Here is a 24,527-nt window from a genome sequence, read left to right on the forward strand (position 1 = left end):
GGTTTGTCAGAAAACCCGGGCTTCCTCGGACTCCGCCAGTTTTGCCAGCCACAGTTCCAGTGTGGTCTTTGGGGGCATTTCCAGCATGGAAGGCGGCAGGACAAGGTAAAAGGGGTTGTGCGCGATCCTTCCTTTGAACGCGATGTGCGGGTGGGCGGTGATCACGTAGAGGAGGAGCGCCGGAGGGAAACGGGTCAGTTCGTACTGGCAGAGGATGCGAAGACCCCTTGCCTGCAGCAGCTCCCCCAGGTGGATTTCGTATTCGATGAGGTGCTCCGAACCCGCAAACCCCTGGATCGCCCAGCTCATGTCGCAGATGATCCGCAGCCCGTTCCAGCCGCTTTCCAGGGCCTTCTTTCCTTCTTCGCGAATGAAAGCCATGACGGCCCTGGGCTGGAAACGCCCTTCGCGAAGGACGAACCCTTTCGGCGGAAGCACAACCAGCTGCCCTTCCCGGATCGGTGCGCCGAAGGCTTCCTGCACGGCTCCGGGCGATGACGGGTCCGGGATATCGGCGGTGACCCAGAGGATGCGTTCTTCGAGCGCCAGGCCCTCCCGGACGAAGGCTTTCGTGGACTCGATTCGATCCGCGGGGCGCCGGTACAGGAGGCAGGTGTGTTTCGGGAAGATCAGGTCCTTTCGACTTGAAGGCGTGAAGTGCATTGTCATGGCTGTTCTCCGTGGCGCAATTCAGGTTCGATACTTGGGTGGGCTGATCTTCAGGCAGAGCAGGGCCGTCAGGGGGAGTCCGTGCGGTCGCAGCGGCCGCCCGGGCTTCCAAAGCACGGTTTCCGCCCTTCCGCACGCTGTGGAGGTTCCGCACCTGCTGAACGGTCGTTGTCGGAAACGCCCCATCAAGGGAACGCGCACGATCCATAGCGTCCTCCTTGCCGGCAGGGGCAGGGTTGAGGCGTCGGTTGGGCAGCCCCTGCACCGAGGCTTGCAGTCTGCTGAAAGCTGTGTTCGAGTATGAAGAGCACGGGAGGGGATGTCCATCATGTCCCTCACGATAGAAAGGATCGTCGGTTTTCCGTCCCAGTAGAAGCGCTTCGCGTTGATTTCCACATCCATGAATTTTCCGTCCCGGGTCCGGTGCACCGCCTGGATGAGGGCTTGGCCTTCTTCGAGGACGGTGCGGGGGCACGACGGCACCCTCTCTTCGGCGCCCGCGACGGCGAGATCGTCGGGGGTCATCCTCACCAGTTCGTCCCGGGTGTAACCGTAACGCCGGCGGGCCGCGTCATTGACTTCCACGAACAAAACGGTCCGGGGGTTCCGTCGTGCCCGGGCTGGTGGACGAAGGACGCGTCGTTCAGGCTGTTGAAAAAGAGTCGATACCGGGTCTCTTGAACCATCAGTGCGTCCTGGACCTGGACCAATGCCGTGATGTCCTTGCCGGTCGACAAGAAATGATGCGGATCGCCCGAGGGGCCGGGAAAGGGCTTGCGTTTCCAGGCGATCCACACCCTTGCTCCATCGGAACGCCGGTGTTCGCAGGCGAAGGACCGCCACCGGACCCCGCGGGAAGCATTCCCGATTTCGGCACGGCCCTGGGGAGACCCGGCAAAGCAGGGTTTGCCGGGAAACAGTCGGCCTATTTCACGTCCCATGACGTGGTTCCGGTGCCGGCCGAAAAACTTCAGGGTAAAGGAACTCACAAACACCACCCGCCCCCCGGAATCCTCGCATAGGACGAGCGAATCCAGCTCCTCAAGTATTCTGAATCGTTCGAGAAGGTGCTCCATGGATCCCTCGAAGCGCTCGTCCCTGGGGACGGTGCTTCCTCTCAGCCAGATGGCTCTTTCGCCGGTAATGAACGGTCCGCAAATCTGCGCCGCGGGGAAGGGGCATTGGCAAAAAGATTTAAAAATATTCTACTCTTATTTTTTCTTTTAGCATCGTATCTTTTCAACAACCCCCATGACCCCGTGGGGTCACAACGAAGCATGAAAATATTGTGAATTGTGGGTTCGACCACGAATATAAAAAGTTTGGTAGCGTAAAAAATAATAGACTTAATATTTGATGCCAAATTCTATTTCCCCTCCCCTTGTGGGAGGGGATTAAGGGGAGGGGAATGTAACTGATTGACATACATTAATTTTATCACCCTCACCCCAACCCCTCCCCCTACTCCCCTCCCCTTGTGGGAGGGGATTAAGGGGAGGGGGGAGAGGGGGACTTTTTGACCTTCGTTATCCCTTCTCCTCGTTCCCAAGCTCCAGCTTGGGAACGCCCTGCCCGGGAAGTTCCAGCTTCCCTCCTGCTACAGCTGAAACTCGCTGTCTTCCCTCGTTCCCACATACATTCCGCAGTCATGTCGGTGATGAATTGAGTCATTATGACTCAGCAATTCCCGGAGCGGAGGGTCAGGTCCGGGAAACCGGCCGGGCTGATGGTGGTATCCGTTTATCCCATCGGCGAAATGAGGTAAATCGAGCCGCCCAGCGACGGTAAAGGCTCCGACGCGCTGTGCGGCGTGCTCGATATCGATGGCGAAAGAGCGGCGGCTTGCTCGGTGCACCCGGACGAGATCGAATATCAGTCCAGATAAAAAATCTCTTGATTTTTGGGGAGGGGTGTCCGATATAAAATTCAAGCATTTAATGGAATCTTAGAGGATCAAAAGGCTGGGCTGTGTTGGCAAAGTCGGTTGATCGTGATTGTAAACCCAATTGCGTAGTGAAGTGGAAGAGGAGCATCGCCGAACGGGTGGTGCGCATCGTTACTGAAGCGGGTTCATTACCTATGCCCTGTTGGGAGGTGAGTTCCCATGCAGACAAGACACGAATTGACCGACGGGCAATGGGAAAGAATCAAGCCGCTTCTGCCGCCGTAAAAGCCGCGTACCGGAGGGCCCGCCATTGGACCATCGGCGAATCAACAACGGGATCCTGTGGATTGGGATCTTCATCTGGTGGGCGGAACCATCTTTCGAGCCCATCGGCACCCAGCCGGGGCAAAAAGGGGGACCCAAAGACCGAGGCCCTCCGGCGTAGCCGACGGGGTTGAGCACGAAAGTGCGTTTGCGAATCGACGGCAACAGTAACGTGATGCCCATCATCCTCACGCCTCGAGAACAACATAAAAGCACCGTCTTCAAGGACTTGATGGATCAAGGAGCCGTCAAACGCAACGGCAGGGGGCGTCCCAAGAAGCGGCCGTGCAAGAGCGGCGGCTTATGGCAGCGGCGAAATCGCCGCCTTTCTGCGCAAGCGACGGATACTCAGCATCATTGCCCGCAAGCTCGACGAAAGGCGAAGGGGTCCCTTTGACAAGCAAGCTTATCGCACGCGCAACAAGATCGAGCGCCTCATTGGACGTGTCAGGAAGTTCCGGCGGATTGCGACCCGTTACGACAAGCGTGCGGCGAACTATCTTGCTATGTGGTTCATAGGATTGATACTCCTATGATTGTAAGTATAACTTGATTAGAGGAAAGAACATTGCGGACACAGCTAAGATAAGGAGGTGAAAGGGTATGGAAAGGATTCTTCAGTTCATCCGGGATGAGGAAGGCGCGACCGCTGTTGAGTATGGGCTGATTGTCGGCCTGATCGCCGCCGCTATTATCACCGTCGTTGCAACTTTGGGTGACAACATTGCAGCTCTGTTTCAGACAATTGCAGACGAAGTAGGTGATGCAACTCCAGCAGAATAACCTTACGCTTATCTCGGGCAACCGGGTCATCCCCCCTCCCGAAAGAAGGTGCCTTCCTTTTGGGTGGGGGGTGGCGGATAAAGATGGATCGCTCGAAGGATAATTCAAGGAGTCCTAAAGGGGATTTTTATTTTGGCATACCCTGTTGTTGTATGTGTGGCGATCCTTTGTATTGGTTCCTTGTATCCAGAGCTTAAGTATCATAGGATCCCGAATTATCTTACCTTTTCAGGTATGGCCGCCGGGATCTTCTATCAGTGCGCATTTGCAGAAGGTATTGTCTTTTCCGTGGCGGGGCTTTTGCTGGGATTAGGGGTTCTTCTTCCCTTCTATCTTTTAGGGGGAATGGGGGCCGGGGATGCAAAGTTGATGGGGGCGGTCGGCGCCTTTTTGGGCCCCGCTGGAGTCTTTGAGGCGTTTTTGTTTTCTGCCTTGATAGGGGGGGTCTATGCCGTAGTTTTAATGACCATTCATGGATACCTCCGGCAGAACCTGAAAAGATACGGGCGGATTTTAAAGGGATTTTTTATAACGCAAGAATTTATCTATGTTCCTCCTCCAAAAGAGATGAAAGATATAAAACTTTTTTATGGGGTTGCCATTTCGGTGGGGACCCTCTTTTCGGTGCTTTTTCCTTAGGGTGCAGATCTTTTAGAACGACACCCAGAGTGGACCCTCTGAGGTAGATCCAGATGGCCCTGAAGCAGCAAGCGGATCAGCTCTGTTTCCCCTCGTTCCCAAGCTCCAGCTTGGGAACAAGGTGGATGGTGGAGCTTGGGAACAAGGTCAAAAAATCCCCCTCTCCCTTGATGGGAGAGGGTTGGGGTGAGGGTGAGAAAATTAACGTATGTCAATCAGTTACATTCCCCTCCCCTTAATCCCCTCCCAGAAGGGGAGGGGAAATAGAATTCCCCTCGTTCCCAAGCTCCAGCTTGGGAACGGCCTCACCGAAGCTGGAGCTTCTGCACAGTTGTGTTCCCAAGCTGGAGCTTGGGAACAAGAAGCAAAAGATCTGCACGCTTTTCCTTATGAGCTTCCCCGATAGGAGAAAAGACAAAAAGAGGTAAATGATGTCAAGATTTATGCCTTTTTTTATCCTAACCGCCGGGATAATCATGGCCTTGATCGCCGGTGTATTGACCTATGAAAGGTTAAAAGAGACCCATCGGCGGAAGGAGGAGGTTATCCCGGCTACCAAAGTGGCGGTGGCAGCCAAAGACCTGTCCCGGGGAACCAAGCTTACCGGTGAGATGATAAAGACAGTTTCATGGCCCAAGGATACCCTTCCGTCAGGTTGTTTCACAGCCCCTGAGGACCTGACGGACAGGGTTTTGCTTTTTGCAGTCAGGGAAAACCAGCCGATCCTAGAAAACCTGCTTGCCCCAAAAGATGTAACCGTGGGAGGACTCTGCGCAATTTTAAACCCGCACAAGAGGGCGATGGCCGTCCGGGTGGATGATGTGATTGGAGTGGGTGGTCTTATCAATCCGCAAAGCAGGGTTGATGTCTTTGTTACCATGCACGAAGGGGCCTCGGGGGTCTCAAAGCCCTTAAGCAAGGTGGTGCTTCAGAATATTTTGGTGCTGGCGGTGGGGAACCAGATCGAACAAAAGGATCAGGAGGCAAAGGCCGGATCGGTAAAAGTGGTTACCTTGGAGGTAACCCCTGAGGAGGGCGAAAAGCTCGCCCTGGCAGTCAATAGCGGAAGAATTCAGCTTGCCCTGCGCAATCCCCTTAATACTGAGACGATAGAAACAAAGGGAGCCACTATACCTGCCCTTCTGGCTTGTCCTCGGTCCAGCCCTCCGAAGGCAAGACCTGATTACTTTACGGTAAAGATTATGAAAGGTGGTACACTAACCGAGGAAAGGTTTTAAAATTGGTTATGTTAAAGCTATTTTTTCGTCTGATCCCAGCGGTTCTGGTTTTGGGTCTTATTACCTGTTTACAGGAGACATGGGCACAAGAGCCTCTGATCCTAGGAAAAGAGGCCTTTAGGGGGGATCTTCCTTTGAGGCTTCGGCTTGGAGTGGGAGAGTCCCTGATGGTAAAAAGCCCTGAAATCAAGGTTAAGGATATTTCCCTGACTGAGCCGAAAACGGCTGATGTAGTGGTTGTTACTCCTTTTAAAATCAATATAGCGGGTAGAGCCCCGGGGATGACTCAGGTAGTGCTTCGGGGGGTAAACTCCACAGATTGTGCAGTATTCGATTTAGAGGTTTTTGCCAGTCTCTCCTCACTGAAAGAGGAACTCCACGAGCTTCTGCCTGGAGAGCATATCAAGGTCCAGGCGGTCAATGACTCGATCTTTCTCTCAGGTGAGGTCTCTTCAGCTGCTAATATGTCTGTAGCCGTTTCCGTGGCCGAACAGTTTGTTCCGAATAAGGAGAAACTGGTGAACCTACTTGAGGTTGGAGGGGTTCAACAGGTCATGCTCGAGGTCAGGGTGGCAGAGATGTCAAGAGCTCTGGGAAGGAGACTGGGTATCAACTTCGGCTATCAAAGGGGTAATGACTTTGCCTTGACCACCTTGGGCAGCCTGAGTGGTATCAATGAGTCGACCATACCAGTAACAGGTCTTTTTGATATGCAGATATCAGAGCGGATAAATGCCCTTTTTCGTTTCGGGCACCATTCAGCAACCTGGACAGGCCTTATTGATCTTCTTAAAGAACACGAACTGATCAAGATTTTGGCCGAGCCGACCCTTATTGCTACCAGCGGACAGGAGGCAAGTTTTCTGGCCGGGGGTGAGATACCGATCCCAAGCCCGGAAGAGTACGGGGATGTGGATATCGAATATAAACCCTATGGGGTGGGGCTTAGCTTCACACCAATCGTTTTAAGCAGTGAAAGAATCGGCTTAAAGGTAGCCCCCGAGGTCTCGGAGCCGGATTATACCCAGCTGGTTTATTATGCCGGATACGCAATGCCCGCCTTCACAACCAGGAGAACGTCAACATCAATCGAGCTTGGCGACGGGCAGAGCTTTGCGATTGCAGGGCTGCTTAAAAATACGACCAGGCAGATGGTATCAAAGTATCCCCTGCTGGGCGATATTCCTGTTCTGGGAGCCCTTTTTAGAAGCTCGGAGTTTCAAAAGAATGAAACCGAGCTGGTGATTATCGTCACTCCTCATCTGGTAAAGCCTCTGGATATGGCCAGGCAAAGCCTTCCCAGCGATTACTATGTGGAACCGGACGATTTCGAATTCTATCTGTTTGGGGCCATGGAGGGAAAGGAGAGGCCGGGGATAAGCCCAAAGGCGGAAGGCATGGAAGGTGAGTTTGGTTATATAGCGCCGCTGGGGTTGAGTAACGACTAGTGGGAGTAAAAAGATGAGACAAGGATTGATTCTTATATTGGGGCTTTTGATTCTGGCCGGGGGTTGCACTGCTTGTCCATCAAGGCTTGAGCTTGCCTCAGGAGCATCTTTTCAGTCCCAAAAATTCAATCAGATATTGGATCCTGAGGCAGGACGAAACCTTAAACCGGTAGAAAGCCTTGATTCCGAGGCAACGGAGATAGCGTTGGAAAAGTATCGGGAGAGCTTTAAAAAGCCTCGCGAGCCCGAAAAATTCCTTATGGAAATAGGAAGAGGCCGGTAGTCGTGATCAAAGGTACAAAAGTCGGCAATAAAGCTGAAAAGGGGGCGGCGGCCGTTGAATTTGCTATTATTCTGCCAATACTGATTATGCTGCTATTTGGAATATTCCAGTTTGGAATAGCGTTTAATAACTATATCGCTATCACTCATGCTGCAAGAGAAGGAGCCAGACTAGCCGCTGTAGATCCACTCAACCCTGATGATCTTAAAGAGATTATAATTCAAAGAGCATACCCAGTTCCTCTTAAAGAAGGCGATATTACTATTAGGACACCTGAGGGAACAGAAGTTGGTCAGCCTGTTGAAGTTGAAATTAGTTATGATATTACTATAGAAATACCTCTTGTTGGAAGTTGGAGTATACCACTTACAAATAAAGCAGTTATGCGTCTTGAAAATTCGGGACATGAATAATGATAAGTAAAGAACCTAATAGATGTAAAAGTGAAAGTGGTGCGGTTTTAGTCATAGTTAGTTTATGTATGTTAGCACTGATGATGATAACCGCCCTAGCTATAGATGTAGGTTCTATCTATAGGGAAAGAAGATTTCTACAAACGGTTGCTGATTCAGCAGCTCTGGCTGGTGCACAAGAACTTCCAGTGGATGTAGACGGGGCTAGAAGTAAAGCAGTTGAATATGCCTCAAGATGTATTGCTGATATTGATGAGTATGATGTTTATGTAGAAGTCAGTTCCACACTAGCTCCGAATGATACAATTGAAGTGAAGGCAATAAATCCTACTGCTGAGCTTTATTTTGCAAGAGTTATAGGGTTAAGTCACACAGAGGTGGCAGCTTCAGCAAGAGCTATGGTAGCTTCACCGATGAGTGTTTATAATATAGTCCCGTGGGGTATATTCGTTTCCGACAACATTAGTTTGGAGGAATACTTACAACCTGGTGAACCTCAAACATTAAAGTTTGGTGCTGGTGAAGGCAATGGTGCTGGTCAAGGCAATGGTGCTGATGAAGGCGATGGTGCTGGTGAAGGCAATGGTGCTGGTGCTAGGTGGGGAGGCAACTTTGGTATTTTAGATCTGGATGGAGGACCTGGTGGAGAGGCTGGCGACTATGAGAACTGGATAATTAATGGTTACCCTGGGCCGTTATCAGTTGGAGATACAATCTCAACGAAACCTGGAAATATGGCAGGACCAACTCTGGCAATAGATAAAAGAGTTGAAGTATGGGATGATTTTGATGAGTTGGTTACTTATCAAGATGGTAATATTATAGAGCTTGCTAGAAGTGATGACCAGGTTGTAGTAGTGCCTCTTGTTCATCCAGTTGAGGATTTACATGGAAGAACAGAAGTTGAAATAGTAGCTTTTGCTCCATTTATATTAACAGAAGAACCCCAAGGACCTTCTGGACAACGAGACATTATTGGAAGATTCATCCATCATGCTTTAATTGTTAACGAAGGTGAGTATAAAGCAGTTGAAGATGTCGGTTTAAAGATCATAAGACTTATTGACTAGTAAGCTTTTGTCATGGGAAACGTTGGATAAATGTACTGTTCATAAAGGTGCGGATCTTTTAGAACGACATCCACCTCTAAGGTAGATGCAGATGGCCTTGAAGCAGCAAGCGCATCAGGTCCGTTTCCCGTCGTTCCCAAGCTTGAGCTTGGGAACAAGAAGCAAAAGATCTGCACCCTTTAAATAAGGTAACCATGCGAGATGGATAAGCAAATTATTAAAGTAACGCTGAAGACTGACAACCCTCAGGTTAAAAGTGAATTTAAGGATATCATAGACAAGCTGGATTTTACTGAATTGATACAACCCGACGGCGCCGGCTTTGCTGATGTCCTGGTGATGGAACTTACCGACGATCTAAAAAAAGACCTTGAATTTATCAAGTCCGTCTTAGATTCCAAAAAGAGCAAAGTTTTTCTTACCTCTTCTCAGAGCAGACCTGAGATTATCCTTCAGACGATGAGAATGGGGATAAGTGATTTTTTTCCGCAGCCTCTCAAAAAAGAGGAGATTGAAAGGGCTTTTGAAAGGATTAAAGAGGAGGCTCATGAGGGAAAAAAGACCAGGCAGGGCAAGGTTATAAGTGTTCTTGGCGCCAAAGGGGGAAGCGGTGTTACCACTGTGGCCACAAATCTTGCCACCTCGCTTTCCCGTTTGACCGAGGAGAATGGAGTTGGGATAATAGATTTAAATGTGCTTCTTGAGGATGTCTCTACTTTTTTGGATCTCTCCCCCCGTTACACAATTGCACAGGTCTCAGAAAGTATTGAACGATTGGACCTAACCCTCCTTACGGGATTTTTGACTCGACACCCATACGGGATATATCTCCTTTCCTTCCCTGATAATATAGACGAGATAAGTGAGCTGCCTCCGGATGGGCTGAAAAAAATCGTGAATATTATGCGCACGGCCTTTGATTTCACCATTGTCGACATCCCTCATTCCTTTGATCCTCTGACCGTGCAAGCCTTCGAGTTGTCCAACTTCATTTTTGTGGTGATTACGCTCGATGTGCCGTCTTTGCGCAATGCAAGAAGGCTGTTGGATATGTTTTGTGCACTCGGCTATTCCGATGACAAAATAAAAATCGTTGTTAACCGTTATGCAAAAGGCTCGGAGATTTCTCTGAAGGATGTCGAGGCGGTGCTGAAATGTCAGGTTTTCTGGATCATTCCCAATGACTATCCAGCGGTTATTTCTTCCATTAACCAGGGTAAACCCTTGAGTGAGACAGCGGCGAAGTCAGAAATATGCAATAGTTTTGAGAAATTGGCCTTAATGCTTACTCAAGGCGCTGAGGCTCAAAAAAGAACAAAGAGGCCTAAATTCTTAGGGTATCTTCTGAGAAGAAAGGCAGATTGATTATGCCGCCTTTTGACCATCAAAAAAGAATACAAGCGTTGAATTCGAATAAGCCATCTTCAGGTATAAGAAGATTAGAAAAATATTTAGACAGGAGCGAGTACCATGAACTTAAGACCCGCGTTCACCATAAGCTAGTAGAAACCTTGGATCTTTCTTTGATCAGCTCTGAGGATCGACCTGCTCTGCTGCGCGAGATCAACAGATTGACCGAGGAAATACTGGCTGAAGAAGGCCTGCCTTTGAGCTCTCGGGAAAGGGAGAGGTTTTTCAGAGAGATTCAAGATGAGGTCTTTGGCCTTGGGCCGCTGGAGCCTTTTCTTCAGGATCCTACTGTCTCCGATATCCTGGTTAATTCGCATAAACAGGTATATGTGGAGCGATTCGGAAGGCTTGAATTGACCGATGCTCGATTCAAAGATGATGCCCACCTGATGACAATCATCGAGAAGATCGTAGCAGACATTGGGCGAAGAGTTGATGAATCTTCCCCCATGGTGGATGCCCGGCTTCCTGACGGGTCACGGGTCAATGCCATTATACCCCCGCTGGCTTTAGACGGTCCCGTACTGTCTATCCGTCGCTTTGCGGTTGATCCTCTAAAAATGGATGATCTGATTGCTGTAAAAACATGCACCCCTGAGGTAGCAGAGCTTTTGGAGGCGATAGTGGCCGCGCGCCTCAATGTGGTGATATCAGGGGGAACGGGAACCGGTAAAACAACCTTATTGAATGTGCTTTCCAGATATATCTCAAACGAGGAGCGTATTATTACTATTGAAGATTCGGCTGAGCTTCAGCTTCAGCAGGATCATGTAGTACGGCTTGAAACGAGGCCCCCCAATCTTGAGGGAAGAGGGGAAATCACCCAGCGGCACCTGGTAAAGAACAGCCTGAGAATGCGGCCGGACCGGATAATTATAGGGGAGGTTCGTGGGGATGAGGCATTAGATATGCTTCAAGCAATGAATACCGGGCATGACGGGTCTTTGACCACCATTCATGCCAATAGTCCCCGGGATGCCCTGACCAGGCTTGAGACTATGGTCTCCATGACCGGATATGACATTCCGGTGAAAGTTATGCGTCATTATATCGCTTCTGCTCTCGATGTCCTGATTCAGTTAAGCAGGTTTAGTGATGGTTCACGCAAAGTGACAAGTATCCAGGAAATTACCGGCATAGAGGAAGAGCTCATCACCATGCAGGAGATTTTTTCTTTTAAGCAGCAAGGAATAACCGCAGATGGCAAGGTAAAAGGAGTTTTTAGGTTTACTGGAATAAGGCCCAATTTTATGGACAAAATTGCGATGCGAGGAATAGAACTGCCGTATAATTTCTTTGATCCAACAAAGATTTATGAAGTGTAGGGTAAAGAGGAAAAGAACAAGATGGATGTCCTGATCGGTACCCTCGTGTTTCTATCTATCACATTTTGTATCCAGGGACTCTATGGTATTGTTTTAAAGATGCGCACCAAAGAGCGGAAGGAAAAACAGATCAAGAGGGTGATCAGTGGGGATTCTTTGCGAGGGGAGGAAAGGAAGGCCCAGATAGTTAAAAGGAACATATTGAGTGAGATCCCGTGGCTGAACCGATGGCTTTCGTATTTTAGGGGAATCAGAAGGCTTGACCGGTTGCGCGAGCAGGCTGGTATTCGATACCCGGCCGGATTTTTTATACTGCTTTCGCTCTTTTTGGCTTTTCTAGGTTTATATCTGAGTGCAATTTTTCTGCATCGAATTGTTGTTGGTCTCTCCGCGGCACTGATCTTAGGGGCAAGCCCTTATTTCTATCTCAACTACAAAAAACGAAAGAGAATGGAAAGATTCGAAAGGCAGCTTCCTGAGGCTCTGGAGTTCATGGCGCGATCGTTGAGAGCAGGGCATGCGTTCATCGGGAGTCTCAGGATGGTGGCGGAGAACTTTTCTGACCCCCTGGGAACAGAGTTTGCGAAGACATTTGAGGAGATCAACTATGGGGTTGCCTTGCCGCAGGCCTTAAGGAATCTGACCGGGCGGATGGATGTGACTGATCTCAGATTTTTCGTGGTCGCAATTATAATTCAGCGAGAGACAGGTGGAAATTTAGCCCACATACTGGAAAACATTAGCTATACGATCCGGGAGCGCTTCAAGCTGGCCGGGCAGATAAAGGCACTTACTGCTGAAGGAAGGCTTTCCGCCATCATTTTGTGCATTATGCCTTTTGGGATGGCTTTTCTTCTTTTTCTCATAAATCCTGACTATATAAAGACCTTCCTTGATGATCCGATCGGTCCCTTTTTCATCGGTTTGGGCCTTTTTATGATGATTTTAGGCATTATCTCTATGAAAAGAATAGTAAGGGTAAGGGTATGATTGCCATTGCTATCCTGGCCTTTACCAGTATTGTGCTGGTGGCTGTGGGTCTTTTCTGTTATCTCCACTCTCAGCAGGCCCTAAGGGAACGTCAAAGAAGGATCGAGGGTAGAGAGCCAGGTACTTGGGAAAGCTCCCACAGCAGGGGGACACCTTTCTTAAATGTCTTTGAGTTTCTGGCTAAACTAACCACTCCTAAAAAGCCGGAAGAACTCTCCAGGACGCGCAAAATCCTTCTTAAGGCCGGCTATCGGACGCCCCACGTAACCGCTGTCTTTTATGGGGGGAAGGCGCTTGGGGCTATCGCTTTCTTTTTGTTTTTTACGTTCATGCGTCTTACCTTCCTTAAAGAACTTTCCTATCTTCAGACAATGGTTTTTTCTATTTCAGCAAGCGTGATCGGGTTATTTGTTCCTGATCTTTGGATCTACCGAAAGATTTCGAAGCGCAGGGAGAAAATCTTAGAGGGATTGCCAGATGTCCTTGATCTTCTGGTCATCTGTATGGAGGCGGGATTGGGATTGAATATGGCGATAAAGCGGGTAGGCGAGGAGATTGAATTAGCCAATCCAGTACTAAGTGAGGAATTTAACCAGATCCACCTTGAGTTAATGGCAGGGAGCTCCCGTGAGGATGCCATGAAGGGTTTTGCCTCAAGAACGGAGCTTGAAGAGGTCTCAAGCCTGGTTACCCTTCTGATTCAAACCGAGCGGTTTGGCACGAGTATTGCGCAAGCGTTGAGGGTTCACGCTGACGCCCTGAGAACCCGCAGACGTCAGAAGGCCGAGGAGTTGGCAGCCAAGATGACGGTAAAGATGACCTTTCCTCTTATTTTATTCATCCTTCCCGCCCTGCTGCTTGTGGTTGTCGGACCTGGAATAATCAAGGTGTTTAGAGTCTTACTGCCAACGATGCGCGGGGGATGAGCCAAAGAGATGGGTGCAGATCTTTTGCTTCTTGTTCCCAAGCTCCAGCTTGGGAACACAACTGTGCAGAAGCTCCAGCTTCGGTGAGGCCGTTCCCAAGCCAGAGCTTGGGAACGAGGGGAATTGTATTTCCCCTCCCCTTGTGGGAGGGGATTAAGGGGAGGGGAATGTAACCGATTGACATACGTTAATTTCTTCACCCTCACCCCAACCCTCTCCCATCAAGGGAGAGGGGGATTTTTTGACCTTGTTCCCAAGCTGTACCTTCCACCTTGTTCCCAAGCTCCAGCTTGGGAACGAGGGGAAACGGAGCTGATGCGCTCGCTGCTTCAAGGCCATCTGGATCTACCTCAGAGGGTCACCCTGGATGTCGTTCTAAAAGATCCGCACCCCAAAGAGATGGAGTGATTATGAAAGAGGCTTGTGTTATAATCATAGGAGTTTCTTTTCTTCTCCTAAGCGGATGTGCCTTCAAGGATCAAGCAGGAGGTCTTGCCGGAAGCGACGATATTAAAAGGCTTATGGCGCTGCAAAAAAGCCAGGTCGTATCCAAAGAGGAAAAGGCATTGGGGGAATTCCCTCCTATGACCGCATCGGAATACACCAACATTGGGGATCAATATCTCCGGCGGGGGGATATTAGTCGCGCCTTCCTACAATATGATAAGGCCCTGCAACTGGATGAAAATCATCTTGGCAGCCGCTATAAATTAGCTATGATATTGCTGCAAAGGCGGCTGACCAATGAAGCTATCAGTGAATTTAAGAAAATAATAGCCATAGATGAAAATTATGTCCTGGCTTATGAAGGTCTGGGAATGGCGTCTATCCAGCAGAAAAAGTATGAAGATGCCGAAAACTTCTTTTTAAAGGCACTTAGCTTAAACCCTGATTCCTGGAGGACTCACAATCTTCTGGGGTTGACTTACAGCAGCAAATTAAATTTTGACAGGGCTATCGCGCAATATGAAAAAGCCATTTCCATTAAACCGCAGCAAGGGCTTCTCTACAATAACCTTGGTTTATGCTACTATTTTAAAGGAGAATATGCAAAGGCAGTCCAGGCCCTTGAGGAGGCATTAAAAACAGGGACGTGCAGTTCCAAGGTCTATAATAACTTAGCCCTGGCCCTGGGTAGGCTGGGAAGATATGATGAGGCCTTTGATGCCTTTAAAAAAGGTAATTCTAGAGCCCAGGCTTACAATAACATGGGATGTCTTTACTTGCAGGAGGGAAACGCAAGCGCGGCTATTGATGCTTTCAAACAGGCAATTGAAAGCAAACCTTCTTTTTATGCCAGGGCCAACGAAAACCTGAGAAGGGCCGAGAAAGAAAAAGAATAAGAGAAGAAAACGGACAGTAGGAATATATGGTCACACTTTTCATCCTTCGTGAGCGACAGCCCCCTGTGTCAGGATACAGGTAGCCGATTGTGGGAGCGGCGCCCTTGCCGCGATGAACCAACGATCCTAGAAAAACTTCTTGATATCGAGGCCCTTCGGCAGACGGTCCTGGAGCTTTTCTTTCAACGTATCGGTCTGTTCGTGCAGGCGTTGCTTTCCCAGCGCGCGCACGAGGGCCAGTATATCGATCTCATAGGAAGGCTTGTCCAGGTCTCCGAAAATCCGGACGGGAATGGGAACGCCTTTGAGTTCTTCGAGTTCCTTTCCGCCTTGGCCCTGCAAGGTCCCCACGATGGTGGTGGTGAGGAGGTAGTCCACCGATTCCTTCACCAGGTCCACCTTGCCGCTACCCTGGATGCGGAACAGCGGGCTCTTGGCCGAAAGATCGTCGTTTTGCACCACGCCGCCCGACACCACGGCCGTGGCGGTGAGTTCTGTGAAATCCGTGGCCGGAGCGGCTTCTTCCGGGGGAAGGGATTCGCCTCGGATCGTCGCCCGCGCTTTCCGAATGAGCCGCGCCAGGTCCACGCCCTGGTAGCTTCCATCGGTCATGCGGAGCGCTGCTCGTCCCTCGAGGGTTTTGCGCACGGCTTCAGGGGTGGAGCCTTTGCCTGAAAGCGTTCCCTGGAGGTGGGTGGTCCCGGTGAATTTTGCATCGCCCTTCAGGTCCCGCAGCAGCGGTCCGATCTGAAGACCGTCCAGCAGGAATTCCGAGGCGAAGGAAGGCGCGGTTTCCCGCGCGTCGAGAACGGCGTTTCCGCGGTAGGTACCGCCGTAAAGGGCGGCCGTGACCGGTTGAAAGGTCAGGCGGCCTCCATCGGCTTTCACATTGAGGGAAAGGTCGGCGACCGTGAGTCCGCCCGCCTTGAGTTCGCCCACCGCCAGGCTTCCATCCAGTGAAAGATCTTTCAGGGGCTGAAGGGAAACGGATTTGGCTTCAGCCGGCGCCGTGGGCCCGCCGGAACCGACCTCTTCCCCGGAAGCGGCGTCTTGCCCGGCCGATGACGGAGGGGGAAGCAGGCGGTCCAAGTCGAGCCGGTTCAAGGTGAGGTCGAAGGTCATCTGATTCGTGTCGAAGTCGGTGACGGCGAAGTTTCCGGAAACCGTCATATCGTCTGCGGAGGCCGAAAGGTCTTTCAGGGCAAGGCTTCGGGGCGTCGCTGTGAAGTGAAAGGCCAGGGACCCACGGCCCAGGAGTTCGGGGGGCGCCTCTTTCGGGAGCGGCTTCCCGAGCCGGGCGAGCAGTTCTCTCGGGCTGAAGGATGCGGTCTGAAAGGTTCCCGAAAAGGCCGGTTCCGAACGAATCTTTTCGCTCTGCAGGCTCCCTTCGATCATCACGTCGAAAACGGCCAGCTTGATCGGTGAAGCTCCGAAGGTCTGGTTTTTCAAATCCAGCGTAAGGGAAGACTGAAAGCGAAGTTCGGCCGGTTCCTCCAGAAAAGATGCCCTGGAGAGCTGAACCGAAAGGTCCAGGTCGTCCACCTCGTAGCGTTCTTCAGCCGGGTTCGCCAGGACGTGCCCGGAAAGGCCGCACCGGCCGGCGGCTTCCAGCGACGCGACGAAAAAGTCGAAGGTCAGCTGCAGTGGAAAGGCCGTGCCGAAGGCGACCGCCCCGGATTCCAGAGTCAGGCGGGTGACTTCCAGGCGTTCGCCGGTTCGAGCGTCTTCCCAGAGGAAGGTTCCGTTGCGGACGTCCATTCCGGCGAGCGTCAGCGCGGAGATCGCCTGTTCCCCTTCGGCCGGCTCCCGGGCCGGCGGCGTTCCCAACTTCCCTTCGGGGGGTTCGCGTAGAAGGTCCTCCCAGTTTCCCCGGCCTGCGGCGTTTCGGCTGAGTCGGACCGCCAGGCCGTCGAGGGTCACCTTGCCCACCTGGACTTCGCGCTTTAGAAGCGGGAGGAGCTTCACGCGAACCGCCATGGCATCGGCCTGTGCGAACGGAGCGTCTCCGAAGCCTTCCGCGTTTCCCAAAGTCACCTTCCCGGTTTTCACGCCGATCCAGGGAAACAGGGTGAGATCCAATCCGCCTTCCAGCTTGAAGCTTCGGCCGGTGGCTTCGCTGACACGCTGTTCGATCCGGGCCCTGTACCGGTCGGGATCGATGAGAAAGGCTGCGGCGGCCACGAGCGCGATGAAAAGCAGCAGGATCACGGCGGCCGCGATGAGGATGCGTCGAAGGATGGGTTTTCGGGCCATGGCGACAAATCCTTGGTAGCGTAGAAAATAATAGACTTAATATTTGATGCCGAATTCTATTTCCCCTCCCCTCGTGGGAGGGGATTAAGGGGAGGGGGGAGAGGGGGATTGTTTTGACCTTCGTTGACCTTTTTGCTTAAGGTCTCCACTTTTTAGAACGCTAGCAAATCCTTGAAGGGTGTCACGACGTCCGCGGAATCAGAGTCAATATCAGTTCCGCCGCCTTGGCGATGGGGATCAGGCCGGTATTCAGGGTCATGTGAAAGAGCAGCGGATCGTAGCCTTCTTTTCCCGTCACGGTCTTGATGAACCAGGCGTGGTTCCTGTCCCGGCGCTTAACGTATTCTTCCGCGGTTTCCTGATCCATCTGGAGCCGGTTCACCGCGTATTCGACTCGAAACTTCATGGGCGCGATCAGCCGGAACCGGTAGCACTTTTCAAAGTCTTTCAGAAAATAATGCGCGGCCCGCCCGATGATCACCACGTTGTCCTGCCGGGCGATCTGCTGGATCAGGTTCTGCAGGCTCTTCCTGTAGTCTTCTTCTTCGACCACCGCCCGGTCTCTACGGGTGATCCGTTCGATGTAATCGGTGCTGAAGAGCTTGGCAAAGAGATTGGACATCCAGAATTCCCGGCTCTTTTCAAAGGACTTCACGTTGCTTTCCGTCACGTGAAGGTCTTCGGCGATCTTCTGCAAGAGTTCCTTGTCCACATACTGGTAGCCGAGCTTTTCGGCCAGCAGTCGGCCCAATTCCCGGCCGCCGGTTGCGAAGTCCCTCGTAATCGTGATCACGGCCATGGATCGTCTCCTGTCGTCTTCGGTTGATTGAACCGTCGCCGTTACAGAGGCGGACGCGTTCGGGCTGAACGGGGCGCATCGGGGGATCCCCGGCACCATCCGAAGAAAACCACCTCAAGGCTGCAGCGAGTCCATCCGCTCTCTTCTAGCGTGATGTAATTCACATGTCACGCAAAATCAGGACCTTGTCCTCAACCGGGCGCCCGGCCCGGCCCCACCCATCCATGGGGCACCTTGTCAACGAGGCATTGCCAGTTCCAGCTTGTTCCCAAGCTCCAGCTTGGGAACACAACTGTGCAGAAGCTCCAGCTTCGTTTCCCATGAGGCCGTGACCAATGCGAACCCGCTACAAAATCGATAACAAAGGCGATCTGGGTCAACGAGGCTTTTCCGGTTTTACGGGTCGCGCCCAAGGCCGCTCCTACAGGAACAATGAACCTCAGGGCCCGACCGGCATGAAGTTGTTTTTGGACAACCTCTTACCGAAAAGGATCTTCCGCGCCTTGTCCGCTCCGCAATTGAAGATCAGGTCTAGCACCGAGAGGTTGGGGATGAACTCACCCCAGAGTTGAGGGTAGACGGGCGAGGGGTACTGAAAGAAGGAGAGTTCGATGCCCGCCGCTTCGAAGAGAGCCGGATTCAGAAACTTTCCGGCCGGAGCGTGCGCCAGAAAGCGGGAAGCACCCAGTTCCCGGGCGGCAGCCGGCAGAAGCGCCGGGCCTCGCGCCGTTACACCCAGTTCGGAGAGTCGAACGACCTGGGTTCGGATGGAGAGGCGGTCCATGATGTAGCGGAAGATCCGGAGGTTCAGGTCGATGAGTCGGTCCGCGTCGAAGAGGCCTTCCAGCAGTTCGTCGTGGTCTTCGAGGTACGGCGCGTGGCGGTAGGCGACCCTGAGGCTTTCCATGTGCTTGCGTTCCCATCGCCCGTCGTGGCAGATCCTTACCTGGTCTATTCGCTGAAGCCCCAGCCCTTTCTTTTGCACCGGGATGGTCATCCAGAGGGTGCCCTGGTCGTTTTTGAAGCGGTTGCGGCTGATCCACGTGGTTCCGCGAGGGAACTGGACCGCGTCCAGCAGGACGAAGACGTCCGAAAGGTGGGCCTTGTAAAAGTAGCCCGGAAACGGGGCGAAATAAGGCTGATGCGCTGATACGATCATCGGCGGAAAATCCATAGAATCAGGGAAATCAAAAGGCTTAGGACGATCATCGTGGTGATGGGAAAGAAGACCTTCACGTTGGGCTTGTTGATCACGATGTCTCCCGGAAGGCGGCCGAGAGGGAGCTTGATGAGCCAGGGCCAGAGCGCTCCGATGACGATCAGCCCGATTCCGACGAGGATGAGCGTTTTCTGCATGGTGCGAAGTTTCCTTTTCAGATCGATTCGAGGACGGCCACGGGGAAATGTTCCAGGATTGTGGCAAGTGGCAGTCCAGGGCCGTCTGGATCGCCGGAGACCAGACGAGCGGTGAAGACGTTCCGGAACGATGCGCCGCGCAGGTCCTTCGGCCATTCCACCGAGGTGTTTTCCCAGATTCCCGCGTTCCAGGTTCGGGGATCGCGGTCGAAGCCCAGGAGTGTCGCGAAGAGCCGGGGGGCGACGACCACGAGGGTGCGGCGGCCTTTTCGGCGCGCGAAGGCGCAGGCGTGGTCCCTCCAGGGGCCTTTGACGGCCAGGGGTTCGTAGGAACCGGTTTGGAAGAGGTCCGGGTCCCGCCGGCGGAGCTGGAGCGTCTTCCAGGTGACATAGAGCTTGAGGCCGCCGTCGTCCATGTTGCGGACGAGATCGGCGGCGCGTTGCGCCCGGTCGGCTTCCGGTTCGCTGTTCAGTGCCTGCACCCGGTCCAGGAGGCTCCTCCGTAGATCGAAGTTCACGGGGCGCCGGTTGTCGGGATCCACCAGGCAATAGCGCCAGGTTTCGTTTCCCTGGTAAATGTCTGGAACGCCGGGGACGGTGAGCTTGAGGAGCGTCTGGGAGGCGCTGTTCAGCATGCCGAAGCGCGCGATACGGTCGGCGAAAGGAAGAAAATCCTGCAGGAAGGGGTTTGCGTCGGCGTTTTGCAGGATGCCCTGCAGGAAACGCTTGACGGCGGCTTCGTATTCGGGATGAGGGTTGATCCAGCTGCTGTGGACCTTGGCTTCGCGGACGGCCTTGATGGAGGCGGCTTCGACCCGGGTCCGGTAGTTTTCCAGAACGGCGGGTTCGCGCGCATCGAGCGGCAGGCTTCCCACGAGCGTCTGGTACAGGGCGTACTCGTCGTTTCGATCCGGGGCCGTGATTCCTCCGATCCGTGTCCTCAAGGAGCGATTCATGCGGCTCCAGGCTCGAAGTCCTTCCCGCCACCGGTCCGGGATTTCCGTGAGAACGTTGATCCGGGCGCGGACGTCTTCGCTGCGCTTGCTGTCGTGGGTGGAGGTGTTCAGCATGGCGTGGGGCCATTGCTCCAGCCGCTCCACGTTTTGTCGATGGAATTCCGCAACGGAACACCCGAATCGCTCCGGTTCGCCTCCCACTTCGTTCAGGGAAAGCAGCCGGTTGTAAATGTAAAAGCTGGTGTCCTCCATTCCCTTGGCCATAACCGGGGCCGTGTATTGCTGGAACTTCATGGTGAACCGGCGGGCCGCTTCCTTGAAGGTCGGCGCAGCGGTGGGTTTCGGTCCCGCTGTTCCCGTTTCGCGGTCCAGGCCGCCCGGATCCACGTGGGAGGGGTCTGCGCGGTCGTCGTCCCGGATTCCGGGTTCGGTGAATGCCTGGGTGAGCACGGCCTGCACGTAGTCGAACACACTCAGGTCTTCGGCTCGGCTCCGTCTTCGCGCTTCCGCTACGGCCCGCGCCACGGAGGCCCGGTCTTCGTCAGCCGCTCCGTCGCGCGTCACGTAGGTGCGGTAAATGGGAAAACAGGCGACAACTTCCGTCAGCGCCTCACGCAGGTTGGTGAGGGTGAAGTCGCGGAAGTGACGGTTGGATTCGGAGATTTTGTCCAGCTCGTGGGCGAGGACGTTGAGTTCGCTTGCCAGGGCGGTTTTCATGATGAGTTTTTTGCAGTCGTAGAGGAGTTCACGGTAGTCGGTCCGCCGGGCCAGGAACCAGGTGTAGATGCGGTCCATCGCTCTACGGTTCCATGATGCTACGGAAAGACCGCTTGCGAGGTTCGAAAATTCGTAGCCCGTGGTCCCATGAACGGCCCAGGTGCGACGCAGCCGTTCTTCCCCCACCAGGATCTTTTCCGCCACCATGTAGATCGCCGGTTCTTCGACGGCCTCTGCTTCGCCTGCTTTTCCCCGGCGTGCGGCGAAGGACGGCCCGCCCGCGGCGTCCTGCAGGCGCCGGAAGTACTGTTCGGGATCATAAAGCCCGTCCGGATGGTCGATCCGCAGCCCGTGGATTTTTCCTTCCGCCACCAGGTCGAGCACCAGCTGATGGGTGTCTTCGAAGACCTGCGGGTCTTCCGTGCGGAGGCAAGCCAGATCGTTCACGTCGAAGAACCGCCGGTAGTTGATTTCGTCCGAAGCCACCCGCCAGTAGGCCAGCCGGAAAAACTGGGCTTCCAGCAAGCGGTGCAGCAGGTCGAAGCTCCCGGGGTTTCCGGTTTCGCCGTTCAGCACGATGACGTTTTCCTGTACGTAGCGCCGGATTTCGGGGCTTTCGTTGCAGAGGCGGGCCAGCTGCCATTTCCCGTTTTCCTTGTCCCTGAGGCGGCTCCGGGACGATTCCGGATCGTTGGGATCGAACCGCGGAAGGTTGCGGAATGTGTTGCACAAGGTCTGGAATTCCCGAAACCGCGGGTTGTCGGCCCCCATCCATGCCTCGAGCCGTCCCATGTCCCAGTCGAGGATGTCGCCGTAGCTTCCGGGGTCCAGGGGGAAGCTATGTTCGTGGTAGTGGAGGCGGAATTCGCCCTTGTGCGCATCGAATACGACCTGGAGGAGTCCGCCTTCCAGAACGGCGCCGTAGCGGTCTTCCAGGATGGGCAGCAGCACCTTGCCGCGAAGCTTTTCCTTCAACGGCCGCCACGTGATGTCGAAAAAAGACCGGAAAGGCGACGCTTCGCCGTTTTCCAGGACGTCCATCCACCAGCGGTTGTCGGAGCCGATGCCCATGTGGTTGGGAACCAGGTCCAGGATCAGCCCCATGTCATGTTGGTGGAGTGTTTCGACGAAGCGGTCGAAGTCGGCGGCGGAGCCCAGTTCCGGGTTGATGCGGCCATGGTCGATGATGTCATAGCCGTGGCGGCTTCCGGGTCGAGCCATGAGGAAGGGGGACGCGTAGACGTGGCTGATCCCCAGATCCCGAAGATAGGGCACCAGTTCGGCCGCCCGGGCGAAGCCGAAATCCTTGTGGAACTGAAGCCGGTAGGTGGCGAGCGGGATGAGAGCCGGCGGCGGGGCGGTCGCGACGCCTTCTTCTTCTCCCGGGGCCCCCTTCCGGAAAAGCCGCGGTTTCCCCCGAGGCGGCCGCTCCTTTCGAAGCGCTGCGATGGTCTTCTTCACCGTGTCGTGATCGGCGAGGCTTTCCAGGTCCACCGGAAGCTTGCGCCTCCAGTTGGGGTACGTGTCCACGGTACCGGGTAGATTCACCTGGTCGAGCTGGCCCAGGAGGTCCTCCAACTGGACCATGACGAGTTTCGACCGCGTGCGGGCGAGATAGTGATAGACGCTTTGGACCAGTTCCGGGGTCATTTCGGGGACGGAAACCGGTTGGACGCCGGTGCCCTCCGGGAGGAGTCCCTCGCGTTCCAGGGCGAGAAGCAGGCGCGCGCGATCTTGAGCGCGGCTCACGATTTGCTGTTCCCGCAGGGTGTCCGTGGGAAAGAGGCCCAGCTCGGTCCGGACGTCGATGTCCCGAGCCTGCCAGAAACCGGGAAGAGTCGGCAGATCGTGGGTAGTCACAGCCGCAAGGGCCTGAACGGGATAGTCTTCCGGGGACCTGAAGGTTCCGGAGTCGTCCTTTTCGAAATAGAACAGCTTGTAGGCGTAGACGCCGCGTTCCCGCAGAGCGGCCCGCACTTCGTCCGGGACGGTTCCCAGGTCTTCACCGATGACGAGACAGCGGTTCCGCCGGCTTTCCAGGGCAAGAATGCTCAGGAGGTCCTGGAACGGGTAGCGGACGTAGGTTCCATCCACGGGCTTTTTCCCCGGGGGTACCCAGAAGAGCCGCATGAGTCCCATCACGTGGTCGATCCTGATTGCTCCGCTATAGCGCATGTTGGATCGGAGCACGGCGATGAAGGGTTCGTAGCGGGCGTTTTTCAGGCGATGAGGAATGTAGGGGGGGAGACCCCAATCCTGGCCCATGAGGTTGAAGTCGTCGGGGGGAGCGCCGGCCCGGGCTCCGAGAGCGTAGACTTCCGGATCGGCCCACGTGTCGAAACCCGCCGCATCGACGCCCACGGGGAGGTCCTGGTACAGCCCGACCGCAAGCCCGCATTCCATGGATCGGCGTCCCACGGCGGCCAGCTGTTCTTCGGCCTGCCAGACTACGTACTGGTGAAACGCCACCCGGTCGGAACGGGATTCGGCAAAGGCCCGCACCGCCTCGCTGGAAGGATCCCTGTATGCGGCGGGCCAGACGGGCCAGCCCCAGATCGAAGGGTCTTGGGACCGGAAATGTTCTTGGAGCGCTTCGAAGACGCCGTAGCGCCGGAGCGTCTCGCCTCGGTGCGACTGGAAGCCGCGGAACGCCCGTCCCCGATCTGTTTCCCTTTCCAGGTGGTTTACCCGAAAGGAGTGCCAGAGCAGTTCCAGCACCTGTTGCTTGATCCCAATGATTTCCTTGTAATTGACGAAATCTTCCATGCGCAGCTGAGACAGCCGCGCCTGAAAAGAAGGCTCGAAGACCGCCGTTCTCGCTTCGCCGCATTCGGCGAAATCGGGGATCGCCTCGATGTCCAGGTACCACAGGTTGAGAAACAGGCGACTCGACGGGCTGTAAGGGCTTACATGGTGAGGGTTCTGAGGAAATAGAACGTTCAGAGGATTGACGCCCAGGATGCCCGCTCCCGCCGCGGCGCAGAATTCCACTAGGCCGTTGAGGTCCGTGAAATCGCCGATGCCCCAGTTCCTGCGCGACCTCACGGCGTAGAGTTGCACCGCGGGACCCCAGGTCCGCCCATCACCTTCGAGCCGCGGCGGCGTGTAGCAGGTTTCGGGGGCTACGATGAGCCGGAGGGAAGCCGGGGGCGGTGCCTCTTCCGTTTCTGGCGCTACGAAGAGATCGTGGTAACCGGACGGAAGGGATACCGGCACTTCGAAACGGTAGCGGACGACGGTATCATCCTCCAGTGACCGGCGGTCCACCGCTTCCAGGTCCCGGGGAAGCAATGTGCCGTGATGCTCCGGGCCCGACTCTTCTCGCACGTTCCAACGCCATGTGGTGTCGGCGGCGCGTTGCGTAACATTGAGGGAAACTACGGGCCGTGACCCTTCAACGACCACCTGCACCGGTTCCAGCACGCGCTTCCAGGCGGCCGTTTCGAGGGCGGCCAAGGCGGCTTCCGCTTCAGCATCGTCCGAAATATCGAGGCCCATGGCGGACAAAATGGCGAGCTGCGTTTCACGGGATACCTCGTGAGGGTGGCCCCAAATGTCGTGGTAGCGGCTTTCGATGCCGCAGGCTTCGGCCAGCAGATCCAATGGAGTCGGTGGTGTCATGGATGTCATCCCTGTTTCGGTGAGGATTGAGGATCCGTTTTCTCGCGTAGGGGCGGTTTGCGAACGGCATTACCACCTT

The 24,527-nt window shown here is 54.1% G+C and carries 20 protein-coding genes and 1 pseudogene; 13 read left to right on the forward strand and 8 right to left on the reverse strand.

The genetic code is table 11. From position 1 onward, the window contains the following. Positions 1-6 precede the first annotated feature (6 nt). From FDQ92_RS12740 to FDQ92_RS12750, 3 genes are read right to left on the reverse strand one after another with little or no spacing between them, the layout of a single operon-like run. Positions 7-669 carry an MEDS domain-containing protein gene (locus tag FDQ92_RS12740; protein WP_137425241.1) on the reverse strand — a complete coding sequence of 221 codons (663 nt, stop codon included), beginning with the start codon at positions 667-669 and terminating at the stop codon, positions 7-9. Between the two features lie 21 nt (positions 670-690). Further along, a complete protein-coding gene (locus FDQ92_RS12745) occupies positions 691-1,254 on the reverse strand; it encodes a PAS domain S-box protein (RefSeq protein WP_170180353.1) in 564 nt (187 codons plus the stop codon). Next, positions 1,197-1,745, reverse strand: coding sequence for a PAS domain-containing protein (locus tag FDQ92_RS12750; protein ID WP_137425243.1), 549 nt, complete (start codon positions 1,743-1,745; stop codon positions 1,197-1,199). The genes FDQ92_RS12745 and FDQ92_RS12750 overlap by 58 nt, the downstream gene beginning before the upstream one ends. Positions 1,746-2,773: 1,028 nt before the next feature. Between FDQ92_RS12750 and FDQ92_RS12755 the strand changes: the two are divergent. The 13 genes and pseudogenes from FDQ92_RS12755 (at position 2,774) to FDQ92_RS12815 (ending at position 14,746) form a co-directional block, all read left to right on the forward strand. Beyond that, positions 2,774-3,414: pseudogene (locus FDQ92_RS12755) on the forward strand (transposase). 67 nt (positions 3,415-3,481) lie between these two features. Continuing rightward, positions 3,482-3,661, forward strand: coding sequence for a Flp family type IVb pilin (locus tag FDQ92_RS12760; protein ID WP_137425244.1), 180 nt, complete (start codon positions 3,482-3,484; stop codon positions 3,659-3,661). Between the two features lie 132 nt (positions 3,662-3,793). Further along, positions 3,794-4,300 carry an A24 family peptidase gene (locus FDQ92_RS12765; protein WP_211341275.1) on the forward strand — a complete coding sequence of 169 codons (507 nt, stop codon included), beginning with the start codon at positions 3,794-3,796 and terminating at the stop codon, positions 4,298-4,300. A 428-nt stretch (positions 4,301-4,728) separates the two neighbouring features. Further along, positions 4,729-5,538 (forward strand): Flp pilus assembly protein CpaB, encoded by an 810-nt coding sequence (gene cpaB, locus FDQ92_RS12770; protein ID WP_137425246.1) that lies wholly within the window; start codon positions 4,729-4,731, stop codon positions 5,536-5,538. A gap of 8 nt (positions 5,539-5,546) precedes the next feature. Then, positions 5,547-6,986 (forward strand): type II and III secretion system protein family protein, encoded by a 1,440-nt coding sequence (locus tag FDQ92_RS12775; protein ID WP_281276822.1) that lies wholly within the window; start codon positions 5,547-5,549, stop codon positions 6,984-6,986. Positions 6,987-6,999: 13 nt separating this feature from the next. Continuing rightward, positions 7,000-7,269 (forward strand): hypothetical protein, encoded by a 270-nt coding sequence (locus FDQ92_RS12780; RefSeq protein WP_137425248.1) that lies wholly within the window; start codon positions 7,000-7,002, stop codon positions 7,267-7,269. A 2-nt stretch (positions 7,270-7,271) separates the two neighbouring features. Beyond that, on the forward strand, positions 7,272-7,682 hold the full coding sequence (locus FDQ92_RS12785; protein WP_170180355.1) for a TadE/TadG family type IV pilus assembly protein: 411 nt from the start codon (positions 7,272-7,274) through the stop codon (positions 7,680-7,682). Then, positions 7,682-8,752 carry a TadE/TadG family type IV pilus assembly protein gene (locus FDQ92_RS12790; protein WP_137425250.1) on the forward strand — a complete coding sequence of 357 codons (1,071 nt, stop codon included), beginning with the start codon at positions 7,682-7,684 and terminating at the stop codon, positions 8,750-8,752. The genes FDQ92_RS12785 and FDQ92_RS12790 overlap by 1 nt, the downstream gene beginning before the upstream one ends. A 201-nt stretch (positions 8,753-8,953) precedes the next feature. Beyond that, positions 8,954-10,117, forward strand: coding sequence for a CpaE/TadZ family protein (locus FDQ92_RS12795; RefSeq protein ID WP_137425251.1), 1,164 nt, complete (start codon positions 8,954-8,956; stop codon positions 10,115-10,117). 2 nt (positions 10,118-10,119) lie between these two features. Next, the gene (locus FDQ92_RS12800) at positions 10,120-11,487 is read left to right on the forward strand and encodes a TadA family conjugal transfer-associated ATPase (RefSeq protein ID WP_137425252.1); all 1,368 of its coding nucleotides are present in this window, start codon (positions 10,120-10,122) and stop codon (positions 11,485-11,487) included. 21 nt (positions 11,488-11,508) lie between these two features. Further along, a complete protein-coding gene (locus FDQ92_RS12805) occupies positions 11,509-12,477 on the forward strand; it encodes a type II secretion system F family protein (protein ID WP_137425253.1) in 969 nt (322 codons plus the stop codon). Beyond that, complete coding sequence (locus FDQ92_RS12810) at positions 12,474-13,403, forward strand: type II secretion system F family protein (protein WP_137425254.1); 930 nt, start codon at positions 12,474-12,476, stop codon at positions 13,401-13,403. Before FDQ92_RS12805 ends, FDQ92_RS12810 begins: the two co-directional genes overlap by 4 nt. Positions 13,404-13,813: 410 nt before the next feature. Next, positions 13,814-14,746: a tetratricopeptide repeat protein gene (locus FDQ92_RS12815; RefSeq protein ID WP_137425255.1), complete on the forward strand. Its 933-nt coding sequence runs from the start codon at positions 13,814-13,816 to the stop codon at positions 14,744-14,746. Between the two features lie 126 nt (positions 14,747-14,872). Here FDQ92_RS12815 and FDQ92_RS12820 read toward each other — a convergent pair whose 3' ends face one another. The 5 genes from FDQ92_RS12820 to treY all read right to left on the reverse strand — a co-directional run bounded on the left by FDQ92_RS12820 (position 14,873) and on the right by treY (position 24,448). Further along, on the reverse strand, positions 14,873-16,999 hold the full coding sequence (locus tag FDQ92_RS12820; RefSeq protein WP_137425256.1) for an AsmA family protein: 2,127 nt from the start codon (positions 16,997-16,999) through the stop codon (positions 14,873-14,875). Positions 17,000-17,180: 181 nt separating this feature from the next. Further along, a complete protein-coding gene (locus FDQ92_RS12825) occupies positions 17,181-17,798 on the reverse strand; it encodes a cytidylate kinase-like family protein (RefSeq protein ID WP_170180356.1) in 618 nt (205 codons plus the stop codon). Positions 17,799-18,237: 439 nt separating this feature from the next. Beyond that, positions 18,238-18,957, reverse strand: coding sequence for a WbqC family protein (locus tag FDQ92_RS12830; protein WP_170180357.1), 720 nt, complete (start codon positions 18,955-18,957; stop codon positions 18,238-18,240). Continuing rightward, positions 18,954-19,154, reverse strand: coding sequence for a DUF2905 domain-containing protein (locus FDQ92_RS12835; protein ID WP_137425259.1), 201 nt, complete (start codon positions 19,152-19,154; stop codon positions 18,954-18,956). Before FDQ92_RS12835 ends, FDQ92_RS12830 begins: the two co-directional genes overlap by 4 nt. Positions 19,155-19,171: 17 nt before the next feature. After that, positions 19,172-24,448 (reverse strand): malto-oligosyltrehalose synthase, encoded by a 5,277-nt coding sequence (gene treY, locus FDQ92_RS12840; RefSeq protein ID WP_170180358.1) that lies wholly within the window; start codon positions 24,446-24,448, stop codon positions 19,172-19,174. Between the last annotated feature and the right edge of the window lie 79 nt (positions 24,449-24,527).

Origin of the sequence: Desulfoglaeba alkanexedens ALDC, from assembly GCF_005377625.1 — a bacterium.
GTDB lineage: Bacteria > Desulfobacterota > Syntrophobacteria > Syntrophobacterales > DSM-9756 > Desulfoglaeba > Desulfoglaeba alkanexedens.